This is a genomic window from Roseibium sp., from assembly GCF_048260565.1.
GTDB lineage: Bacteria > Pseudomonadota > Alphaproteobacteria > Rhizobiales > Stappiaceae > Roseibium.
In genome coordinates this window covers 51579-69882 of record NZ_JBLXGP010000019.1, presented here as the reverse complement: position 1 = coordinate 69882, position 18304 = coordinate 51579, and the positions used below count along the sequence as shown (strand labels likewise).

General features: G+C 61.5%; 16 protein-coding genes. 8 read left to right on the top strand and 8 right to left on the bottom strand.

Annotation, left to right across the window (positions count from 1 at the left end):
• Positions 1 to 57: 57 nt before the first annotated feature.
• From ACN0SO_RS26105 to ACN0SO_RS26090, 4 genes are all read right to left on the bottom strand, one after another.
• Positions 58 to 1362: a TRAP transporter large permease gene (locus ACN0SO_RS26105; RefSeq protein ID WP_417682657.1), complete on the bottom strand. Its 1305-nt coding sequence runs from the start codon at positions 1360 to 1362 to the stop codon at positions 58 to 60.
• Positions 1362 to 1892: a TRAP transporter small permease gene (locus tag ACN0SO_RS26100; RefSeq protein WP_417682656.1), complete on the bottom strand. Its 531-nt coding sequence runs from the start codon at positions 1890 to 1892 to the stop codon at positions 1362 to 1364. The genes ACN0SO_RS26105 and ACN0SO_RS26100 overlap by 1 nt, the downstream gene beginning before the upstream one ends.
• A gap of 91 nt (positions 1893 to 1983) precedes the next feature.
• The gene (locus ACN0SO_RS26095; protein WP_417682654.1) at positions 1984 to 2997 is read right to left on the bottom strand and encodes a TRAP transporter substrate-binding protein; all 1014 of its coding nucleotides are present in this window, start codon (positions 2995 to 2997) and stop codon (positions 1984 to 1986) included.
• 177 nt (positions 2998 to 3174) lie between these two features.
• On the bottom strand, positions 3175 to 3972 hold the full coding sequence (locus ACN0SO_RS26090) for an IclR family transcriptional regulator domain-containing protein (protein WP_417682652.1): 798 nt from the start codon (positions 3970 to 3972) through the stop codon (positions 3175 to 3177).
• Between the two features lie 333 nt (positions 3973 to 4305).
• On the opposite strand from ACN0SO_RS26090, the gene ACN0SO_RS26085 reads away from it, so the two are divergent.
• The 7 genes from ACN0SO_RS26085 to ACN0SO_RS26055 all read left to right on the top strand — a co-directional run bounded on the left by ACN0SO_RS26085 (position 4306) and on the right by ACN0SO_RS26055 (position 12728).
• The gene (locus ACN0SO_RS26085; RefSeq protein ID WP_417682650.1) at positions 4306 to 5526 is read left to right on the top strand and encodes an NAD(P)/FAD-dependent oxidoreductase; all 1221 of its coding nucleotides are present in this window, start codon (positions 4306 to 4308) and stop codon (positions 5524 to 5526) included.
• Positions 5527 to 5565: 39 nt separating this feature from the next.
• A complete protein-coding gene (locus ACN0SO_RS26080; protein WP_417682648.1) occupies positions 5566 to 6885 on the top strand; it encodes a Rieske 2Fe-2S domain-containing protein in 1320 nt (439 codons plus the stop codon).
• 87 nt (positions 6886 to 6972) lie between these two features.
• Positions 6973 to 8430: a glutamine synthetase family protein gene (locus tag ACN0SO_RS26075; protein ID WP_417682646.1), complete on the top strand. Its 1458-nt coding sequence runs from the start codon at positions 6973 to 6975 to the stop codon at positions 8428 to 8430.
• A 17-nt stretch (positions 8431 to 8447) separates the two neighbouring features.
• The gene (locus ACN0SO_RS26070; protein WP_417682644.1) at positions 8448 to 8807 is read left to right on the top strand and encodes a 5-carboxymethyl-2-hydroxymuconate Delta-isomerase; all 360 of its coding nucleotides are present in this window, start codon (positions 8448 to 8450) and stop codon (positions 8805 to 8807) included.
• Complete coding sequence (locus tag ACN0SO_RS26065; RefSeq protein WP_417682643.1) at positions 8804 to 9307, top strand: ureidoglycolate lyase; 504 nt, start codon at positions 8804 to 8806, stop codon at positions 9305 to 9307. The genes ACN0SO_RS26070 and ACN0SO_RS26065 overlap by 4 nt, the downstream gene beginning before the upstream one ends.
• Entirely contained in the window at positions 9304 to 11148 is a 1845-nt protein-coding gene (locus tag ACN0SO_RS26060; RefSeq protein WP_417682641.1) for a hydantoinase/oxoprolinase N-terminal domain-containing protein, read from the top strand. The genes ACN0SO_RS26065 and ACN0SO_RS26060 overlap by 4 nt, the downstream gene beginning before the upstream one ends.
• Positions 11145 to 12728, top strand: coding sequence for a hydantoinase B/oxoprolinase family protein (locus tag ACN0SO_RS26055; RefSeq protein ID WP_417682639.1), 1584 nt, complete (start codon positions 11145 to 11147; stop codon positions 12726 to 12728). The genes ACN0SO_RS26060 and ACN0SO_RS26055 overlap by 4 nt, the downstream gene beginning before the upstream one ends.
• Positions 12729 to 12759: 31 nt before the next feature.
• Here the strand turns inward: ACN0SO_RS26055 and ACN0SO_RS26050 are convergent, their stop codons facing one another.
• From ACN0SO_RS26050 to ACN0SO_RS26035, 4 genes are all read right to left on the bottom strand, one after another.
• Positions 12760 to 14259, bottom strand: a complete 1500-nt coding sequence (locus ACN0SO_RS26050; protein WP_417682637.1) for a tripartite tricarboxylate transporter permease — start codon at positions 14257 to 14259, stop codon at positions 12760 to 12762.
• Positions 14256 to 14738, bottom strand: a complete 483-nt coding sequence (locus tag ACN0SO_RS26045) for a tripartite tricarboxylate transporter TctB family protein (RefSeq protein WP_417682635.1) — start codon at positions 14736 to 14738, stop codon at positions 14256 to 14258. Before ACN0SO_RS26045 ends, ACN0SO_RS26050 begins: the two co-directional genes overlap by 4 nt.
• Positions 14739 to 14836: 98 nt before the next feature.
• Positions 14837 to 15841 (bottom strand): Bug family tripartite tricarboxylate transporter substrate binding protein, encoded by a 1005-nt coding sequence (locus tag ACN0SO_RS26040; RefSeq protein WP_417682633.1) that lies wholly within the window; start codon positions 15839 to 15841, stop codon positions 14837 to 14839.
• 30 nt (positions 15842 to 15871) lie between these two features.
• Positions 15872 to 17110: an NAD(P)/FAD-dependent oxidoreductase gene (locus ACN0SO_RS26035; RefSeq protein WP_417682631.1), complete on the bottom strand. Its 1239-nt coding sequence runs from the start codon at positions 17108 to 17110 to the stop codon at positions 15872 to 15874.
• A gap of 106 nt (positions 17111 to 17216) precedes the next feature.
• On the opposite strand from ACN0SO_RS26035, the gene ACN0SO_RS26030 reads away from it, so the two are divergent.
• Positions 17217 to 18116 (top strand): LysR family transcriptional regulator, encoded by a 900-nt coding sequence (locus ACN0SO_RS26030; RefSeq protein ID WP_417682629.1) that lies wholly within the window; start codon positions 17217 to 17219, stop codon positions 18114 to 18116.
• The last annotated feature ends 188 nt before the right edge of the window (positions 18117 to 18304 follow it).

The following is an 18304-nucleotide window of genomic DNA, read 5'->3' as shown; positions in this document are numbered from 1 at the left end:
AGGCATTGCCGAAATGAGCAACTGGCCAACGATCACGCCCTCACGATTGCCCGGCCCCTATAATCTCCCGGGCAGGAAGAGCACGATCGCGGGAAAGGCGATCAGAATGGCGAGGCGGACGATGTCGCTCAGGATGAACGGGATCACGCCGGCCATGATGGTCTTCAAGGGCACCTCGGTTGCCACCGACTTCACCATGAAAAGGTTCATGCCGACCGGGGGCGAAATCAGGCCGAGTTCCACCGTGACCACCGCGATGATGCCGAACCAGACCGGGTCGAAACCGGCATCGACGATGACGGGAAAGAAGATCGGCACGGTCAGCAGGATCATGGCCAGGCTTTCCATGAAGCAGCCGAGTACCACGTAGAAGACCATGATCGCGATGAGCACCTGCCAGGGACCGAGCCCCATGTCGCGCATGAAGTCGACCATGGCGAAGGAGATCTGCGAGGTCGAAATCAGGAAGCCCAGGACCTCCGCGCCGATCAGGATGAAGAAGATGGTCGCGGTGGTCTCAACGGTCGCCCGGAGCGCTGCCAGGAACTCCGGCCAGCGCATGCCCTTCCAGACTGCATAGACGAGTGCGAAGGCCGCCCCTGCGCCACCAGCCTCGGTCGGCGTGAAGAAGCCGCCGTAAAGACCGCCCATGACCAGACCGAAGAGGCCGAAAGCCGGAGCGAACAGGCGCGCCGCTTCGATCCAGGCACTCAAGCCCGATGACATCTCGTCCTGATCCAGTGCGCTTTCGCCCTTCCAGATCCGGGCCATGATGAAGACCGTCACCACGTAAAGCACATAGGCGAGGATCCCGGGAAGAATGCCGGCGAGGAACATGTCGCTCACCGACTGCTCCGTGATCAGCGCATAAAGAAGAAGCGCGATCGAGGGCGGGATCATGATGCCGAGCGTGCCACCGGCGGCAAGAGAGCCGGCCGCAAGCCTCGGGTCGTAGCCCCGCTTGATCATTTCCGGATAGGCGACCTTGGTCATGGTCGAGGCGGTGGCAAGCGATGAGCCCGACACCGTGGAGAAGACGGCACTGGCGGTGACACCGGCCGCCCCAAGCCCGCCTTTTTGACCGCGTGTCAGCATTTCTGCGCCGCGGAAAAGGTCGGCGGCCATGCCGGACTGGGAAATCAGGTTCCCCATCAGCATGAACAGCGGCACCAGCGTGAAGGAATAGTTGGAGGCGGTTTCGAAGGCGGCGGTCTGAAGGACACTGAAGGCCGGATCGAAGCCGACAATCATTCCGAAACCGCCCACGCCAACGAGTACCATCGCTAGTCCGACCGGGGCCCCGATCAGAACGATGACAAACAACAGGGCAATGGAAATGAGGCCAATCGTCAACGGTTCCATCAGCCCAGCTCCGCTGCACTGATGACCGGGTCGATGACCTCCGCCAGGGAGACGATGGCAAAGGCAATACATTCCAGCGTGATCACCAGGTAGATGATCCACATCGGAATGCCCCAGTCCTGGGTCACTTCCCCCTGCTCCCTTGTGACCATCACCTGGTCGGCAAACAGCCACGCAAGAGCGAGCGCGAAAAGAAACAGGATCACGAACCAGAAACGGTTGAGAACGGACTGAAGTGCGTCCGGCATCAGGCCCGTGAGAACGTCCACACGGATGAGGCCGTTTTCCAGACCGGCGGGAAGCGCCGCGAAAACGGCGATCAGCAAGGCGTAACTGGCGAGTTCGACCGCACCGGGTATCATAAGATTGATCTCGGAACCGGTCGCGTCGAACAGCGCCCGCATGAAAATATTGACCGCAACCACAAGAAAGAGGCCGAGAATGGCCGTGATTGCGATTGCCTCACAGCCCAGAACGGCGCCCCTGGCCACTCTGGACAGGAAGCCTTTATGACGTGCCGAAAAGCTCATCCCGCGTCCTATGAGTTCGTTTTCCGCAAAAAAGAGACGGTCCGGCGGATGACCCGCCGGACCTATGTTTCTGGGTATCAGAACAAGACGGTCAGTTCAGTTCCGACCGGCATTCTTCGACGTAGCCCTGGACCTTCTCGTAGGTCTCGGTGCCCGGCAGGCCCTTGGAATCCAGCTCGGTGAGATAGATTTCCTTGGCACGGTCCGCCGCAGCCTGCCATTCGGCCAGTTCCGCTTCCGGGATTTCGTAGGTTTCGGAATTGGACTTCAGTTCCTCGATGGCGGCCGCATCGGCTTCGTCGTAGCCTTTGCCGGCAACCAGGGACCACTTCATGCCGGAGTTGGCATCGATGGCGGCCTTGGCCTTTTCGGACAGGGCCTCATACTTGCGCTTGTTCATCGTCGTCACGAAGGAGAGCGAGTAGAAACCGAAGTCGGTGTGATACTTGGTCAGTTCGGCAAGACGGAAGGCAACCACGGATTCCCAGGTGATCATGTAGCCGTCGATCACACCGCGCTCGAGGTTTTCGTAGATCGCCGGAGCCGGCAGGCCGACAGGCTCGGCACCCAGTTCATCCAGAAGCGTACCGATCACGGCGGTCGGACGGCGCAGCTTCATGCCCTTCAGGTCGGCAAGGGTCTTGACCGGCTTCTGCCCCATGTGCAGCTGGCCGGGACCATGGGTGTGAACGAAGAGGACGTGCGTATCCTTGTATTCCTCGTCCAGGGCTCCGGAATCATAGAGTTTCTGGAAGGCGCAGGACCCGACCTCGGCCTTCTTGAACAGCCCCGGCAACTCCATGATCTGGCTCAGCGGGAAACGGCCGGCCGTGTACCCCTGCACCGTCCAGGCGATGTCGGCGACGCCGTTCTTGGCGTTGTCGTAACCGGCAGGCGCCTTGCCCAGGGTCTGAGCCGGGAAGATCTTGACATCCAGCTCGCCGTCGGAGGCTTCATTGACCGCCTTGGCCCAGTCCAGGAACATTTTCTCATTCTGCCAGCTCTGGGCCGGCATGAAGTGGGCATAGCGTAACGTCTCGGCCTTTGCGGCGGAAACCGTCACGCCAAGCGCAAGAAGGGTGGCGGACAGGAATTTGGATCTCATGGAAAGCCCCGCTTTGAGTTGTGATGCCTATTCGCGTAATTTATGCGATTATCGCACAAATATTATTTAATAGACCAAAAGTTATCAGGCAAAAAGAGGCTGTCAATTGAAACGTCGCATTTGGTGCGAAAAAAGTTATCATGCCGAATATCTGTGCAGAGGGGTTGCAAAAAGAGATCAGAGCAACCCGGCAACCACCTTGGCGCATTCTCTGAGCGTATCGATAATGTGCTGCCTTGCGGCCGGTTCCTGGAAACGGGAGACATCCCCGGAGACCCCGATGGCCGCGGGCTCGGCCTGGTCCGGGCGGACCGGAATGGCAATGGCCGCGACCCCCGCCTCGAACTGCCCATCGACATAGGCATAACCGCGCTTCGCCGTCTCCGCGATATCCGCCGCGATGGAGGCACGGTCCATATCGGTCGCGTCGGTGTATTGTTCCAGCGGTGCGTTGGCGATCAACTCCTCCGCCACGTCGCAGGAACAGGCAGCGACCAGGGCCCTGCCGATGGCACTGCTGAGCAGCGGCACCTTGGAGCCGACGGTAAAGCCGATGCTGACGGAGTTCGCCTTGGCGCCGGCATGGGCCACATAGACGGCTTGGTAGCCATCGATCATCGCCATGGAGATCGCTTCGGAAATCTGGCTTGAAAAGCTGCGCATGACCGGCTCGATGGCCTTGCCGAACTGGCGCCCCTGCAGAAACCCACCGGCCAGAACCAGGATTTTCGGCGTCAGCGAAAAGACCCGGTCGTCCTGTTTCACATAGCCAAGATGGACGAGAGTGAGCACGAGACGGCGTGCGATGGCGCGGTCCAGTCCGGTGGCACGGGCAATCTGCGGCAGGGTCAGGTGCGTCTGCGCGGAGTCGAACGCCTTCAGCACGCTCATGCCCTTGGCAAAGGTCAGGGAGATGTCCCGATCGGTTATTTCACGCCGCCCGTTGGCACGGCCCGTCTCATCGCTATCCGGCACGCACGATTCCTCCCGCCAGACCCAGGGTCCGGACCCTAGCTACAACATATTCAGCGTTATTGACAGGGGGGCTAAAAACGGCTTCAATGATATATATCAAACAATTCGTGCGATAATCGCTCAATTGATAAATAAAATAACATCCAGAGACCCTCAGAGAGAATCTGTGCCCGAGAATGCGATTGTAAATCCTGCCCTTGAACGGGGACAGAAACCGTCTGCCCACTTAGGGGCCGGCGCAGCCGGCTTGTTGTCGAATACGCAACCGGCGGACACCTCTCGAACAATCTATCGCAAGGACGATACGATTGACAGTCTGGTCGAGGTGCGGTCATGAGCGCCCCGCTGGTGATCGTCGGCGCGTCTCATGCCGGAGTCCAGGCGGCCGTTTCCCTGCGCCAGTCCGGGTGGCAGGAACCGATAACGCTGATTTCTTCTGAAACGGATCTGCCCTACCACCGGCCGCCGCTTTCCAAAGCCTATCTGGCCGGAGAAAAGACGGCGGACCAGATCCTGCTGCGTGCCGAAGATTTTTATGCAGCTCAGGACATCGACCTGCAGTTGGGCGTAAAGGTCGAAGAGGTTTCGACCCAAGAGCGCAAGCTCCGTACGACCGGCGGTGATCTGCCCTATTCCAGGCTCGTTCTTGCGACCGGCGCCTCCGCCAGGCCGCTTGCCGTGGAAGGGGCGGACCTCGACGGCATTCACATGCTGCGCGACATGGCCGACGCCCGGAAGCTGAAGACGGCCTTCGAGGCCGTTGACCGGCTCGTCATTATCGGTGGCGGCTTCATCGGCCTCGAAGTGGCGGCGAGTGCCGCAAAGGCCGGCAAGCAGGTCACTGTTATCGAGGTTCAGGACCGCCTTCTGGCCCGCGCCCTTCCTCCCATGCTGTCCGACTGGATTGCGGGCTATCACAGGGCAAAGGGCGTCGACATCCGTCTCGCCGAACCCTTCGACACCTTCGAAGGAGAAAATGGAAAACTGACCGGCGTGCGCCTGAAAAGCGGGGAACGGCTTCCGACGGAGCTGGCGCTTGTCGGCATCGGATCGATTGCCAACCTGCGGCTGGCCGAGCAGATCGGTCTCGAGTGTCAGGCAGGCGGCATCAAGGTCGACGATGTCTGCCGGACGAGCGCGCCCGGCATTTTCGCCATCGGCGACTGCGCCAGCCAGTACAACATTTTCGCCCGCGAAATCATGCGCGTGGAATCGGTTCAAAACGCCAGCGATCAGGCGCGTGTCCTGGCCGCCCTCCTCACCGACAAGCCCATTCCCGCCCCCGGCGCCAACTGGTTCTGGACAGATCAGTACGATCTGAAATTCCAGATGGCGGGCCTCTTGGAATCGGACTGCGAGGAAATCATCCGGGGAGACCCGGACACCGGCGCCTTTTCCATTCTCTTGATGAAGAACAGTGCCTTGCGCGCCCTCTTCTCCGTCAACAAGCCGGCAGATCACATGGCTGCCCGCAAGTTCATCGCCGCGGCCACGCCGCTGGACACCCGTCTTTGCCGGGATGCGGGCACACCGCTTCCCAAGGCAGTCCTTTAAGACCCATCCTTCTTAGCAGCCTTCAGGAGAAACCCAGCCATGATGAGCCAGGAACAAAACGATCTAATCACCCGCGTCGGACCGGGGACAGCCGCAGGTGAAGTCCTGCGCCGCTACTGGCAGCCCGCGGCTCTTGCCGAAGAACTGGTTGGCGCCCGGCCGGTCGTCCCGGTCCGTCTGCTCGGCGAAGATCTGGTCCTCTTTCGCGACAACGAAGGCGAACTCGGCCTGATCTCGCGCCAGTGCCCGCACCGCGGTGCCGACATGGCCTTCGGCCGCTGCGAGGACAACGGTCTGCGCTGTCCGTTCCACGGATGGCATTTCGACCGGAACGGCCAGTGCGTCGAACAGCCGGGCGAGCCGGAAGGCAGCCAGATGTACAAGAACATCAAGGCCAAGTCCTATCCGGTCGTTGAAAAGAACGGCATGGTCTTCGCCTACATGGGCCCCGGCCTGCCACCGGCAATGCCGAACTTCGACTGCTTCGCGGCTCCGGATACACATGTTTTCGCGTTCAAGGGCCTTTGGGAATGCAACTGGCTGCAGGCCATGGAAGTCGGCATCGACCCGGTCCACGCCTCCTTCCTGCACCGTTTCCTGCAGGATGAAGATCCAAGCGAAGGCTACGGCAAGCAGTTCCGCGACAAGGCGGCCGACACCGACATTCCGATGACCCAGGTCCTGCGCGAATACCCGCGCCCGGAAATCAACGTCGAGGAAACCGACTACGGTCTGCGCATCATCACTCTGCGCCACCTGGACAATGGCCGCACGCACGTGCGCATCACCAACCAGGTGTTCCCGGAAGCCATCTGCATCCCGATGTCCAACGAAATGACCATCACCCAGTGGCATGTGCCGATCGATGACGAGAACTGCTATTGGTATTCCATGTTCACCAGCTTCGGCAATCCGGTGAACAAGAGCCTGATGCGCGAGCAGCGCCTGCAGGAGCATCGTCTACCGGACTACGCTCCGCTCAAGAACAAGCAGAACAACTACGGCTACGATCCGGACGAACAGAAGAAGCTCACCTACACCGGCATGGGCCTCGACATCAACGTCCACGACCAGTGGGCGGTGGAATCCATGGGCGCGATCCAGGACCGGACCCAGGAACATCTCGGCAAGTCGGATGTCGCCATCAGCCGCTACCGCCGCATGTTGATGAAGGCGATCAAGGCCGTCGAGGAAAACAACGACAATGAGCTGCCGATGTGGACCGGCGCGCTCAATGTCGAGGAGATCCGCGGACCGCTGTCCATCGACGCCATCGGCGACACCGAAACCTGGCAGGACGCCTGGAAGGAAGCCGATACCAGGCGCCGTGCCGCCTGCGAGTGGCCTGCCGAGCTCTGATCTTGCTCGGATGATGCAACCGGCCGGCGCTTCCATGAGAGCATCGGCCGGTTAATAGTAGTGGACGCCAAAAGGAGATTTGAGGGCATGGCGGACGGGTCCATTGAAGCGGCCGACCTGAGGTCGGACAAGGAATTGCTGGACGACGAGCAACTGCGCCTCGCGGCGGAAGTCGTGAACCGGGTGAAGACGGAGGGACTTGAAACCATCCGCCTGGCCTTTGCGGACCAGCACGGCGTCCTGCGCGGCAAGACGATCGTCGCCGACGGTCTGAAGTCGGCCTTCCGCAGCGGTCTTGCGATGACCTCGACCCTGCTCCTGAAGGACACGTCCCACCGGACGGTGTTCCCTGTCTGGGAAGACAACATCGGCTTCGGTGCAGGCAACCTGACCGGGGCCGGCGACGTTCTGATCGTTCCCGATCCCTCGACCTTCAAGGTCCTGCCCTGGTCGCCGCACAGCGGCTGGATGCTGTGTGACGTCCGATACAAGGACGGCGGCAAGATGCCGTTCTGCGTCCGCACCGCCCTCAAGGATTCCGTCGCAAGCCTGGCGAATGACGGCTACGCCATGATGTGCGGGCTGGAGTTCGAATTCTACGTCTTCCGTATGGAAAACGCCCATCTGAGCCACGCCGATTCCGGCATGCCGGCAACACCGCCGGAAACAAGCCTGATTTCCCACGGCTACCAGTATCTGACCGAAGCAAGGTACGACGCGCTGGAAGACGTCATGGACGATCTGCGCCGGGATTGCCAGAAACTGGGTCTGCCGGTGCGCTCGATGGAAGCGGAATTCGGCCCGAGCCAGTGCGAGTTCACTTTCGAACCGGCCTCGCCGCTTTCCCAGGCGGACGATACCGTCCTGTTCCGCTCCGCCGTCAAACAGATCTGCGCCCGCAAGGGCCTGCACGCCACCTTCATGTGCCGGCCGAAGCTGGAGGGCATCGTTCCAAGCGGCTGGCACATGCACCAGTCCATCGTCGACATCAAGACCGGCGAAAACCTGATGATGCCGGAGACAGCGGACAGCCTGTCCCCCATTGCCGGCAACTGGATTGCCGGCCTGCTTGAGCATGCGCCCGAGAGCTGCCTGCTGACGACGCCAACGGTCAATGGCTACAAGCGCTACCAGCCGTTCCAGCTTGCCCCCGACCGGATCCAGTGGGGCCGCGACAACAAGGGCGCCATGATCCGCGGTCTGATGGCTCCGGGCGACAAGGCCTCGCGCATCGAGAACCGCGTCGCGGAACCGACAGCCAATCCGTATCTCTTCATGGCGTCTCAGATCCTGAGCGGCCAGGACGGCATCAAGCGGAACCTCCAGGCTCCCGCGCCCGTCGAGAACCCCTACACCAGCGATGCCGTCAGCCTGCCGAAAAGCCTGATCGCAGCTCTGGAACGCTTCGATGCCAGCGATTTTTACCCGAAGACACTGGGTCCGGAGCTGTCCTCCTATATCTCGCGCATCAAGCACGCCGAATGGGACCGTTACCTGATGACGGTGTCGGAGTGGGAACAGCGCGAATATTTCTCCCTGTTCTAAGCCCCCTATTCTGAACCATGCCTCATTTCGTCATCGAGTATTCCGAACCGGCAGCGCCCTCCACCGGCTTCTCCGAAGTCTTCGAAGCCTTGTGCGAGGCTGCGGTCGGTACCGGTGTCATGAAGCGCGAGGACATCAAGCTGCGTGCGGTTCCATACCGCGACTTCCAGCTGAATGACGGCTCGGAAAGCTTTCTGCATCTGACCGTTTCTCTTCTGGAAGGCCGGACAGCAGACCAGAAGGAAGCGCTGGGGATTGCCTGCCGCGCAGTACTGGTCGAGCATTGCCCTGAGATCGATGCCATCAGCGTCGACATCAGGGACATGCATCCCCAGGCCTATAAAAAGAGGGTGAAGCAGAAGGCTCCCCAGTCATGATCCAGGCCGCACCGATTTCCGCGGAGGCCTTTGCGCCCTATGGTCACCTCGCCCGCAGCGGCGACGGCGTGACCAGGTCGATCCGCGATGGCTCCGTGCTGCTGACGAAGACCCCGGCGCAATGCGACCATGATGACAAGGCCGTCAACTACGCACTCGACTTTTACGATGTCGCGCCGGAACGTGACCGCCTGCACATGACACAGGCCGAGCAACATCCCCATTCAAGCCAGCTGTTCATGCCTTTTTCGGCGGAGCGCTATCTCGTGGTCGTCTGGCCGGAAAAGCCGGCGCCTCATGTGACGCCACAAGCCTTCATTGCTGGGGGAACGGATATCGTCATCTACAATCCCGGCGTCTGGCATCACGGCATCGTCGCTCTCGACCGGCAGACGCTGTTTGCGTCCGCCATGTGGCGCACGGCGGATGGCAGGGAAGATGCTGTCTTTCTGCCGCTTGAAGAGCCGATCGAAGTCACCTGGCCGGAACCGGCGGCATGAGCGTTCTTGCCATCGATATCGGATCCGAATTCGTCGACCTTGCTTTCGAACGGGACAATACCCTTAAGACGATGAAGCGTCCGGTCGGGTCTGACGATCCCGCCGGCGCTATCCTATCGGCCATCGATGACTTCTGCCTGAGCGCCGGCATTCCTGTCCCGGCTCTGAGCGACATCCGCATCGGCTCGACCGGCGCGATCAATGCGCTGCTTGCCAGACGCATTGGCCGCATCGCCCTTGTGACCACGACGGGCTTCGCGGATACGCTCTATCTCGGTCGTCAGAACCGGCGCGATCTATACGATCCGATCGCAAGGCTCGCCTCACCGACGTTCCTCGTCGACCGCAAGGATATTCATGAGATCGACGGGCGTTTCGATGCCAAGGGGCAGGAGATCGAACCGCTGCCGGAAAGCGGCGCTGCCGAGCTTGTGAGAACGCCCGGTTTCGAAAGCTATGACGCAATCGCCGTCTGCCTGCTTTATTCCTACCTCAATCCCGATCACGAACTCCGCCTGAAGGAACTGATCGCAAAGGCACTGCCGGATGTCCCGGTCATTCTGTCTCACGAGGTTGACCCGAACCCCCGCGAATTCGAGCGCACCGTTTCCACCTGCCTGGAAGCCTGCCTCAGGCCGATGGAGGCCCGAACGATAGCGGCGCTTCAGACCGGCCTGTCACAACGCGGCTTCACCAAAAATCTGCAGTTTGCCAACGGTACGGGCAGACTTCTGACGCCTGAGATCGCAAAAACCCGGTCCAGCACGCTCCTGATCAGCGGACCGGCAGCGGCAGCCCGCCATGCCGCCTGGCTGTCAGGCGCTTCTGAGACACCGCTTGCCCTTGCCGTGGACATCGGCTCCACGACGACGGATATGACCCTCATCATGGAGGGCGCTCCCACGGTCACCCGGCAGTCCGAATTCGCCGGCGTGCCGGTCCGGCAGGCCATGACCGATGTGCACAGTCTCCAGCTTGGAGGCCTGGCCTGCCCCATCCTCGACGGGATCGGCGGCATCGTTTTCGAACGTCCGTCAGAGACCCTTTCCCTGTCCCTTAGAGATTGTCTGGCCTGGCTGGAACGGATACCGGTGAGGGCCGCGCCGGACACGAAGCTCTCCCTCGACACGCTTGGAGAAGGTCTCGGCCTTTCCGCCGCCGCCACGGCCGAAGCCATTGTTGCCGCCGCGGAACAGCAGGTTGCGTCCGTGCTTCTGAAATTCTCCGTGAAACGGAATGTCGATCCGTCCAGAGCGGCACTCGTCGGGATGGGCGGCCTCGGCGCGGTTCTTGGGGCGGGCATTGCCGAACGACTTGGCATCACGAAGATACTGGTGCCGGAAGCCCCGGCGGTCGCGGGAGCGCTCGGCATGCTCGGCATGGGACCCAACATATCAGAACGGCTCAGGGTCGGCGCCAATGCTCTGACACTCGGTCAGTCCGGCCTGGCTGACCGGTTGAACGCATTACGCAATGCCTTGCCTCCCCTCGACGACACGCGCTTCACCGAGAGCTTGAGTGTGGAGATGGCGGCAACGCCCTTCATGCACCCTTTCGAAGTCACCCTTACCCGACCGAGTGACGACCCGCAGGTCCTCGTTTCGGCATTTGCCGCGCAGTACGCAGACCGGTTCGGCATCGCGCCTCCGGGAAGCGGACATGTCTTTGCCATGACGCTCGCACATGTTCCGGCCGATCTGTTTACCCATCGGCCGGAGCCGACGCTTCCGGATACATGCTCCGGCATGATCGCTTCCGAGGGCGGGACGCTGTGGGTCCCGCAAGGCTGGGGCCTCTCGGTCGTCCAGGGCGGCTACGCAATGACGAGGGCTGAGGTATGACCACGGATCGAACCATCGCCCCGTCCGGGCTGGAAATCCTGCAGATGCGTTTCGATGCCGTCGCGCAGGGCATGCAGGAAATCCTGTTCCGGGCCGCTGTTTCGCCGGTCGTGCGCGAAGGCGCCGATGCCTCCTGCGCCCTGTTTACCGCCGAGGGGGAATTGCTGGCACTCTCGGACGCCATCCCCCTTCTTCTGGGAGCCCTTCCGGGATCGGTAAAAGCCATTCTTGCGCGCTACCCGGCACAGGACATGAGCGAAGGCGACATGTTCTTCATGAACGACCCCTTCGCCGGCGGCACGCACCTTCCCGACATCACGGTTCTGGTACCTGTCTTCTTCAAAGGCGAGCGGATCGCCTTTGCCGCCAGCATTCTGCATCACCAGGATGTCGGCGGCATGCGCGCGGGGTCCGTGCCTCCGGACGCGACCGATATCTACCAGGAAGGACTGCGTTTCCCGCCAAGCCGTCTGGCGCGGGACGGAAAGATCCTTCGGGAAGCGGAGGACCTGATCCGCCTGAACTCGCGCGCGCCGGACACCGTCCTCGGAGACATTGCCGCCCAGATCGCGTCCGCCGGGCACGCCGCCCGCTCCCTCCAGACGATTGCAGGCGAACTCGGAACGCAGGCCTTCATCGCAGCCACCCATGCCTGCCTGGATCATGGTGAAGAACAGATCGGCCGATTGTTTCAGTCCCTGCCCCCTGGTCCGTATCAGGGCGTTGATGGCCTGGATCCGACGCCCAACCTGCCGCCGATCGAGGCCCACGTGTCCGTGACCTTCGACGCCGGGCACCTCAAGGCAGACTTCGCAGGGTCCTCGGCCCAAGTGAACGCGCCGATCAACTGTGTGCGGTCCGGCCCGCTTTCGGCCCTGCTTTACGCCGTCTTGAGCCTTGCTCCGCCGACGCTGTTCCGCAACGGCGGCGTGCTCCGCCGGATCGAGCTGCATCTTCCCGAGGCCAGCGTCGTCAATGCGGCTGTGCCTGCTGCGGTGAACGCCCGCATGAATATGGTCCGCTGCATCACCTCCGCCGTGCTGCAGGCCCTATCAAAAGCGGCTCCGGACAAGATGCCGGCAGCCAATTCCGGCATGTCCTACGTGCTCGCCTTTTCAGGCACCCGGCCGGATGGCAACCGCTTCGTGACGACGGAAATCATCGCAGGCGGAGCGGGCGGCGGACCTTGCTCGAAAGGAGCCGATGCCGTCTCGACCGATGTCGGCAACGCCATGAACATGCCGGGCGAAGCCCTCGAAGAGATCGCCCCGATCCGGCTTCTGTCCGCGCACATCCGCGAAGGCTCCGGCGGCGCCGGCAAATATCCGGGCGGGAATGGCATCCGGCGGGAGTATCTTGCCCTGACCGACGGCGTATCCGTCTCCCTTCGCGGCGAACGCTTTGCCCGCGTGCCGCAAGGCCTTTTGGGCGGCGGCAGCCCTCAGCCTTCGGCCGCGACGATCCTGCGCGCCGATGGCGAGACTATTGCCCTCACCGCGCGCTCCGCCTTCACGCTGAACTCCGGTGACCGGCTGATCGTGGAAAGCTGCGGCGGCGCCGGTTACGGCGCCCCGGACTGATTTCTATCCAAGAAAAACATGGAGGCTGGGCTTATCCCCCGGCCACCTTCTTGCGCAGGCTCGGCAGGAAGGCCGCGGCGAGAAACGCACAGGTCAGCAGCAAAAAGGCCAGGCTGATCGGCCGCTCGACGAAGGTCGTCAGATGGCCTTTGGAAAGCAGCAACGCTCGGCGAAAGTGCTCCTCCAGAAGCGGCCCCAGAATGAAACCCAGCAGCACCGGCATGGCCGGATAGTCGAAGATCCGCATCAGGTAGCCGACGACACCGAACCCGAGCACCACGAAGACGTCGAAGGCATTGTTGTCGGAGGAATAGACGCCGACACAGATGAAGACCAGGATCGCCGGATACAGAATGTTGTAAGGGATCGAGAGCAACTTCACCCAAAGTCCGATGAGGGGAATGTTCAAAACCAGCAGCATCAGGTTGCCGACCCAGAAGCTGATGATCAGCCCCCAGAACATTTCCGGCTGATCGTTGATGAGGTTCGGGCCCGGCGTGATGCCGTGCAGGATCATTGCGCCCAGCAGGACGGCGACCACCGCATCTCCCGGAATGCCGAGGCTGAGGGTCGGAATGAAGGCCGCTTGGACCGAGGCATTGTTGGCCGCTTCCGGCGCGGATATGCCTTCCAGGGCGCCCTTGCCGAATTCCTCCGGGTTCTTTGAAATCCGTTTTTCGGTCGCATAAGCCATCAGGGAGGCAATCCCCGGACCCGTTCCGGGAAGTGCGCCGACAAAGGAACCGATGACCGAACCGCGCAGGGTCGGCGCCCAGATCTTCTTCCACTCCGCTTTACTCGGCCACATCTCCTTGAAGCGGATGTGACCCAGTTTCATCGGCGTGCCTTGCGGACTGCCGATGTTGCCGACGATCTCGGCCACGCCGAAAAGACCCATGGCGAGCGCGACCAGGCTGAAGCCGTCGGCCAGTTCCAGAATGCCGAAGTTGAAGCGGAACATGCCCGTGTTCACATCGGTACCGACTAGACCGAGCGCAATGCCGAAGATGACCATGGCAAGCCCCTTGAAGGGAGAGCCCGCGGTCATGGTCGACGCAGCGATCAGCCCAAGCAGCATGACGGAGAAATATTCAGCCGATGAGAATTCCAGCGCCAATTCCGCAATCAGCGGCGCGAAACCCATGACCAGTACGATGGCGAAGGACGAGCCGACGAAGGAGTTGATCGCCGTCACGAACAGCGCAAGCGGCGCCTTGCCTTTCTGCGCCAGCGGATACCCGTCAAGACAGGTGATCGCCGCCGTGGCCGTGCCTGGCAGGTTCAGCAGGATCGAAGCCGTGGAGCCTCCGTACTGAGCTCCATAGAAGATCCCGGCCAGCATGATCAGCGCGGCTGTGGGATCGAGATAATAGGTCATCGGCAGAGCCAGCGAGATCGCCGCCAGGGGACCGATCCCCGGCAAGACCCCGACAACCGTACCCACGGTCACACCGATGAAGCAGAAGAGCAGGGACTCGCCACTCAGCGCCTTGCCCAGACCAATCATGATATTGGCGGCGAAATCACTCATCTCGGACCGAATGCGTTGACCGGGAGACCAAGCCCCCAAATAAAGAGAAGAACACCGAACAGTGCCATGAAGGCCGCGACACCGGCCACGGCCAGCCAGTTGCTGCGCGGTTCGCCCAGCGCCGAAATGAACACGAGAGCGATACTGGCGGCCACATAACCGGCACTATCCACCAGCAGCGCGAAGGCAACCATGCCAACGAAAACCGCGAGAACCGGACGGACGGCAAACCGGTCCGGAGGCTGCGCGCCCTCATCCGGGGGGCCTTCGTCCGCATATCGTGTACCGAACCATGCCTCGACCGCGATGACGACCCCAAGAACGGCGATCAGAATGCCCACCACCAACGGAAAGAACCCCGGCCCGGGACGCAGCATGCTTCCGAGCGGATAGGTGCTCGAGACTGCCGCGAGCGCAGCGCCGAAGATCGTCACGACAGCGGCTGCCGAGTAGTCTCTAGTCGGTGTGTGAACTGTCATTTTTCACTCGAAATCCAAGGTGAGCGGTCCTGAGCGAACCGCCCACCGGCAAGGCATGCCACCAAGTGTTGCTATTAGCATACCAAACTGCGACTACATTATTTCGGGGCGATGCCGGCAGCGTCGACCACACCCTTCCACTTCTTCACTTCGCTTGCGATGAAGGCCTTCGAATCTTCGGGCGTCTTGCTTTCCACGAGGAAGCCCTTTTCCTTAAAGAAGGCCTGCAGCTTGTCGGACTGGAGCGCCGTGTTGATTTCCGCATAAAGCTTGTCCAGAACCGGCTTCGGCGTTCCGGCCGGAGCAAAGACACCCTGCCAGGAGAAGGCCGCGAAATCCGGGACACCGGCTTCTGCGATGGTCGGAACATCCGGCAGCAGGTAGTGCCGCTGAGTCGAGGTCACGCCGAGGGCACGGAGCCGGCCCGTCTTGACGTGTTCGGAGGTCACCAGGATATCGCCGAACATCGCATCGAGCTGACCGCCGAGCAGATCCTGAAGCGCCTGGGCACTGCCCTTGTAAGGCACGTGCAGGAGCTTGGTATCCGTTTCCAGACCGAAGAGCTCACCGGTCATGTGCATGGATGTGCCGACACCCGGTGTTCCGTGCGTGAAGGTTTCCGGATTCTCCTTGGCGTAAGCGATCACATCCTCGACCGAGGTGTAGTCGCTGTCAGCATTGACGACCAGCGCCAGCGGGGCGGCAATGACGATGGAGACCGGATCGAAGTCGGTCACCGGATCGTAAGGCAGGTCATTGCGCAGGGCCGCACTGATGGCGTTGGAGCCGGTCACGCCCATCAGCAGCGTGTAGCCATCGGGGTCGGACTTGGCGACATAGTTCGCGCCAACGGTGCCGCCGGCACCGCCGCGGTTTTCTACGACGACCGGCTGGCCGAGCGGACCGGAAATCGCTTCGCCGATCTGACGCGCCAGAAGGTCCGTAGAGCCTCCCGGAGGGAACGGCACCACGAGTGTGATCGGCTTGTCGGGATAGGCATCGGCCGCAAGCGCGGGGGCAACGAGACCGCTTGCCAGACCGGCGGCGGCCACGAGACCGAGACCCGCCTTGCAAAGTTTTCTGCGATCAATTCCATATTTCATGAGTACACCTTCCTCTGGATTCTGGGTTTCTTATTGAAATCTGGTGGGACTGAAGGGGCTGAGATCGATCTCCGCCTCCCGGCCGGAAACAAGATTCGCGATTTCCCGGCCCGTACTGGCGCCGCCACACATGCCGACATGCCCGTGACCGAAACCGAGAAAGACGTTTTCCGCCCTGGGCGCCTTGCCGATGACCGGAAGACTGTCCGGAAGACAGGGCCGATGCCCCATCCAGTAGGACTTGTCGGATCCCTCAAGACCGGGAAACAGTTCCTGTCCCTTGCGGAACAGGGCCTCAGACCGGCTATAGCGTGGCTTAGCGGTCAAACCGGCAAACTCCACGGTTCCGGCAAGCCGCAGACCGGACGTCATCGGATTGACCATCATGTTGTGCTCAACCGCCATCACGTTGCGCTCGAGACGAACGTTCGGGTCCTTGACCGTAACGTGGTAGCCGCGCTGGCTTTCCAGCGGCACCCGCGCGCCCAGTTTTCTGGAGAGTTTCGCCGACCACGCGCCCGCGGCCACGACCACGCCGTCGACCGCGAGCCGCTCGCCATTGTCGAGCACGATCCTGTCGACGCATCCGTCCTTGATCTCAAAATCCGTTACCAGGGTCTTCTTGTGCGTGGCGCCGTCCCTGATCGCTTGATTGTAGATCGCTTTGACAAGGGCCGAGGGATCCGGTGTGGAGCCATTGTCCGGCGCAAATTGCCCGAACCGGAACAGGCCCTTCAAAGCCGGTTCGAGGTCTGCCAGCTCGTCGCTGTCGACCTCCTGCATCTCGACCCCGAGGCTGCGTCTCAGGTCCATGCCCCACTTCCAGCGCTGCGCCGATTCCCTCGAGGAATAGACGTAAAGACAGCCGTTTCGGCGGATCAGGGACGATCCCCCTGCCCGCTGAAGGAGAGGCTCGTAGCATTCGAAGACAGGGCGCAGAAGATCCCTGACCGCGCCGGCGATCCGGGTCACTTCCTTTTCGCTCGAGGCCCGCATGAAATGCATCAGCCAGGGCAGGATACGCGGCAGGTAATGGGCCCGGATGACCAGCGGACCTTCCGGATCGAGCAACCATTTGGGCACATTGCGCCACATGCCCGGCATTCCGACCGGCAGGCAGGCGCTTGGCGACAAGGACCCGGCATTGCCGAAGGAACAGGCCTCTCCGGCCTCGAGCGGATCGATGAAGGTGATCCTGTGACCGTCCCGCTGGAGCCATGCCGCCGTGCAGGCCCCCACAACTCCGGTTCCGATAACTGCGATATGCAAGACGCCCGCCCAAATCTATTTCGTAAGCATTTTCCCTATGTGCATTCTGTTTCGGCACATGATATCAGACAAATGAATTTTTCTGCTAATTGCATCAGATAACCTTATGAATGTCACACTGCGACAGCTCCGCGCCTTTCATGAAGTCGCCAAAACGCAAAGCTTTACGCTGGCCGCGCAAAACATGGGCCTGACGCAGTCGGCCGTCAGCATGCTGATCCGTCAGCTCGAAACGGAATACGGCATGGCCCTGTTCGACCGGGTTCAGCGCAGCGCCCGGCTGACGGAGGTCGGAAAGCACATGCTTCCCGTCACGGCGCGCATTCTGGAAGACCTGCAACAGGTTTACGAAGGTGCGGCGGACCTGAAGGCGCTGAAGCGCGGAACGCTGCGCATCGCCGTTCCGCAAATGCTGGCCTGCTCCTGGCTGCCGCCCGTCATTGCCAAGTTCACCCAGCTTTATCCGGATGTCAGCCTTCGGGTCATGGACACGACCGGCGATCGCATCGTCAGCGCCATCACCGACAACGAAGCGGAGATCGGGATCGGCCCACAGCGCCCGACACCGGAAGGCATTTCGTCGGAGCTTCTGTGGAAGGAACCGATCCAGGTCGTCTTGCCGCGCTCGCTCGGGCTCGCCAATGCCGGGGAGATCACCTGGGACCGGCTCACCCGCGAGAACTGGATCCAGTATTCGGACGATTTCACGCTGTACCTCGAGCGCTCGATCTGGACCAGCCTGCCCATCCCCAAGACCCGTATGACCAGCGTCCGCTACCTGACCACCGCCCTTGCCTTTGTCGGCAACGGCATGGGCATCACAGCCGCTCCGAAATACGCACGGATCTTCGAGGACCAGTTTTCGGTGAAATTCCGAGAGGTGACCGGCACCCGGATCGAGCGAGAATTCTACATCTACGCCCGGGGAAACCATCACCGCTCCCCTGTCGTGGACGCTTTCATGTCTCTGCTGAATTCCACCCCCTCCCTTCTTACGCCGCCTTAGCATCAGCCAATGCCGATCGCCCGATTTCCATTGCCCGCTGCCAAGGGCGGTCCAGGTCCGCAGCCCTGACGCCTCCTTTCCCAAGCTTTTCGGGACATGGCGACCGCAGGTCTTCAGCGCGCGGTTGATCGCACATCGGGACCGATCCTATAGTGCGGGAAAAGTGCGACACATGGGAGGGAGCCGCC

Coding starts and splice junctions, on each gene's coding strand:
- ACN0SO_RS26105 (WP_417682657.1), bottom strand. CDS start 1,362: ATGGAACCGTTGACGATTGGCCTCATTTCCATTGCCCTGTTGTTTGTC.
- ACN0SO_RS26080 (WP_417682648.1), top strand. CDS start 5,566: ATGATGAGCCAGGAACAAAACGATCTAATCACCCGCGTCGGACCGGGG.
- ACN0SO_RS26065 (WP_417682643.1), top strand. CDS start 8,804: ATGATCCAGGCCGCACCGATTTCCGCGGAGGCCTTTGCGCCCTATGGT.
- ACN0SO_RS26085 (WP_417682650.1), top strand. CDS start 4,306: ATGAGCGCCCCGCTGGTGATCGTCGGCGCGTCTCATGCCGGAGTCCAG.
- ACN0SO_RS26055 (WP_417682639.1), top strand. CDS start 11,145: ATGACCACGGATCGAACCATCGCCCCGTCCGGGCTGGAAATCCTGCAG.
- ACN0SO_RS26045 (WP_417682635.1), bottom strand. CDS start 14,738: ATGACAGTTCACACACCGACTAGAGACTACTCGGCAGCCGCTGTCGTG.
- ACN0SO_RS26060 (WP_417682641.1), top strand. CDS start 9,304: ATGAGCGTTCTTGCCATCGATATCGGATCCGAATTCGTCGACCTTGCT.
- ACN0SO_RS26050 (WP_417682637.1), bottom strand. CDS start 14,259: ATGAGTGATTTCGCCGCCAATATCATGATTGGTCTGGGCAAGGCGCTG.
- ACN0SO_RS26100 (WP_417682656.1), bottom strand. CDS start 1,892: ATGAGCTTTTCGGCACGTCATAAAGGCTTCCTGTCCAGAGTGGCCAGG.
- ACN0SO_RS26040 (WP_417682633.1), bottom strand. CDS start 15,841: ATGAAATATGGAATTGATCGCAGAAAACTTTGCAAGGCGGGTCTCGGT.
- ACN0SO_RS26070 (WP_417682644.1), top strand. CDS start 8,448: ATGCCTCATTTCGTCATCGAGTATTCCGAACCGGCAGCGCCCTCCACC.
- ACN0SO_RS26030 (WP_417682629.1), top strand. CDS start 17,217: ATGAATGTCACACTGCGACAGCTCCGCGCCTTTCATGAAGTCGCCAAA.
- ACN0SO_RS26075 (WP_417682646.1), top strand. CDS start 6,973: ATGGCGGACGGGTCCATTGAAGCGGCCGACCTGAGGTCGGACAAGGAA.
- ACN0SO_RS26095 (WP_417682654.1), bottom strand. CDS start 2,997: ATGAGATCCAAATTCCTGTCCGCCACCCTTCTTGCGCTTGGCGTGACG.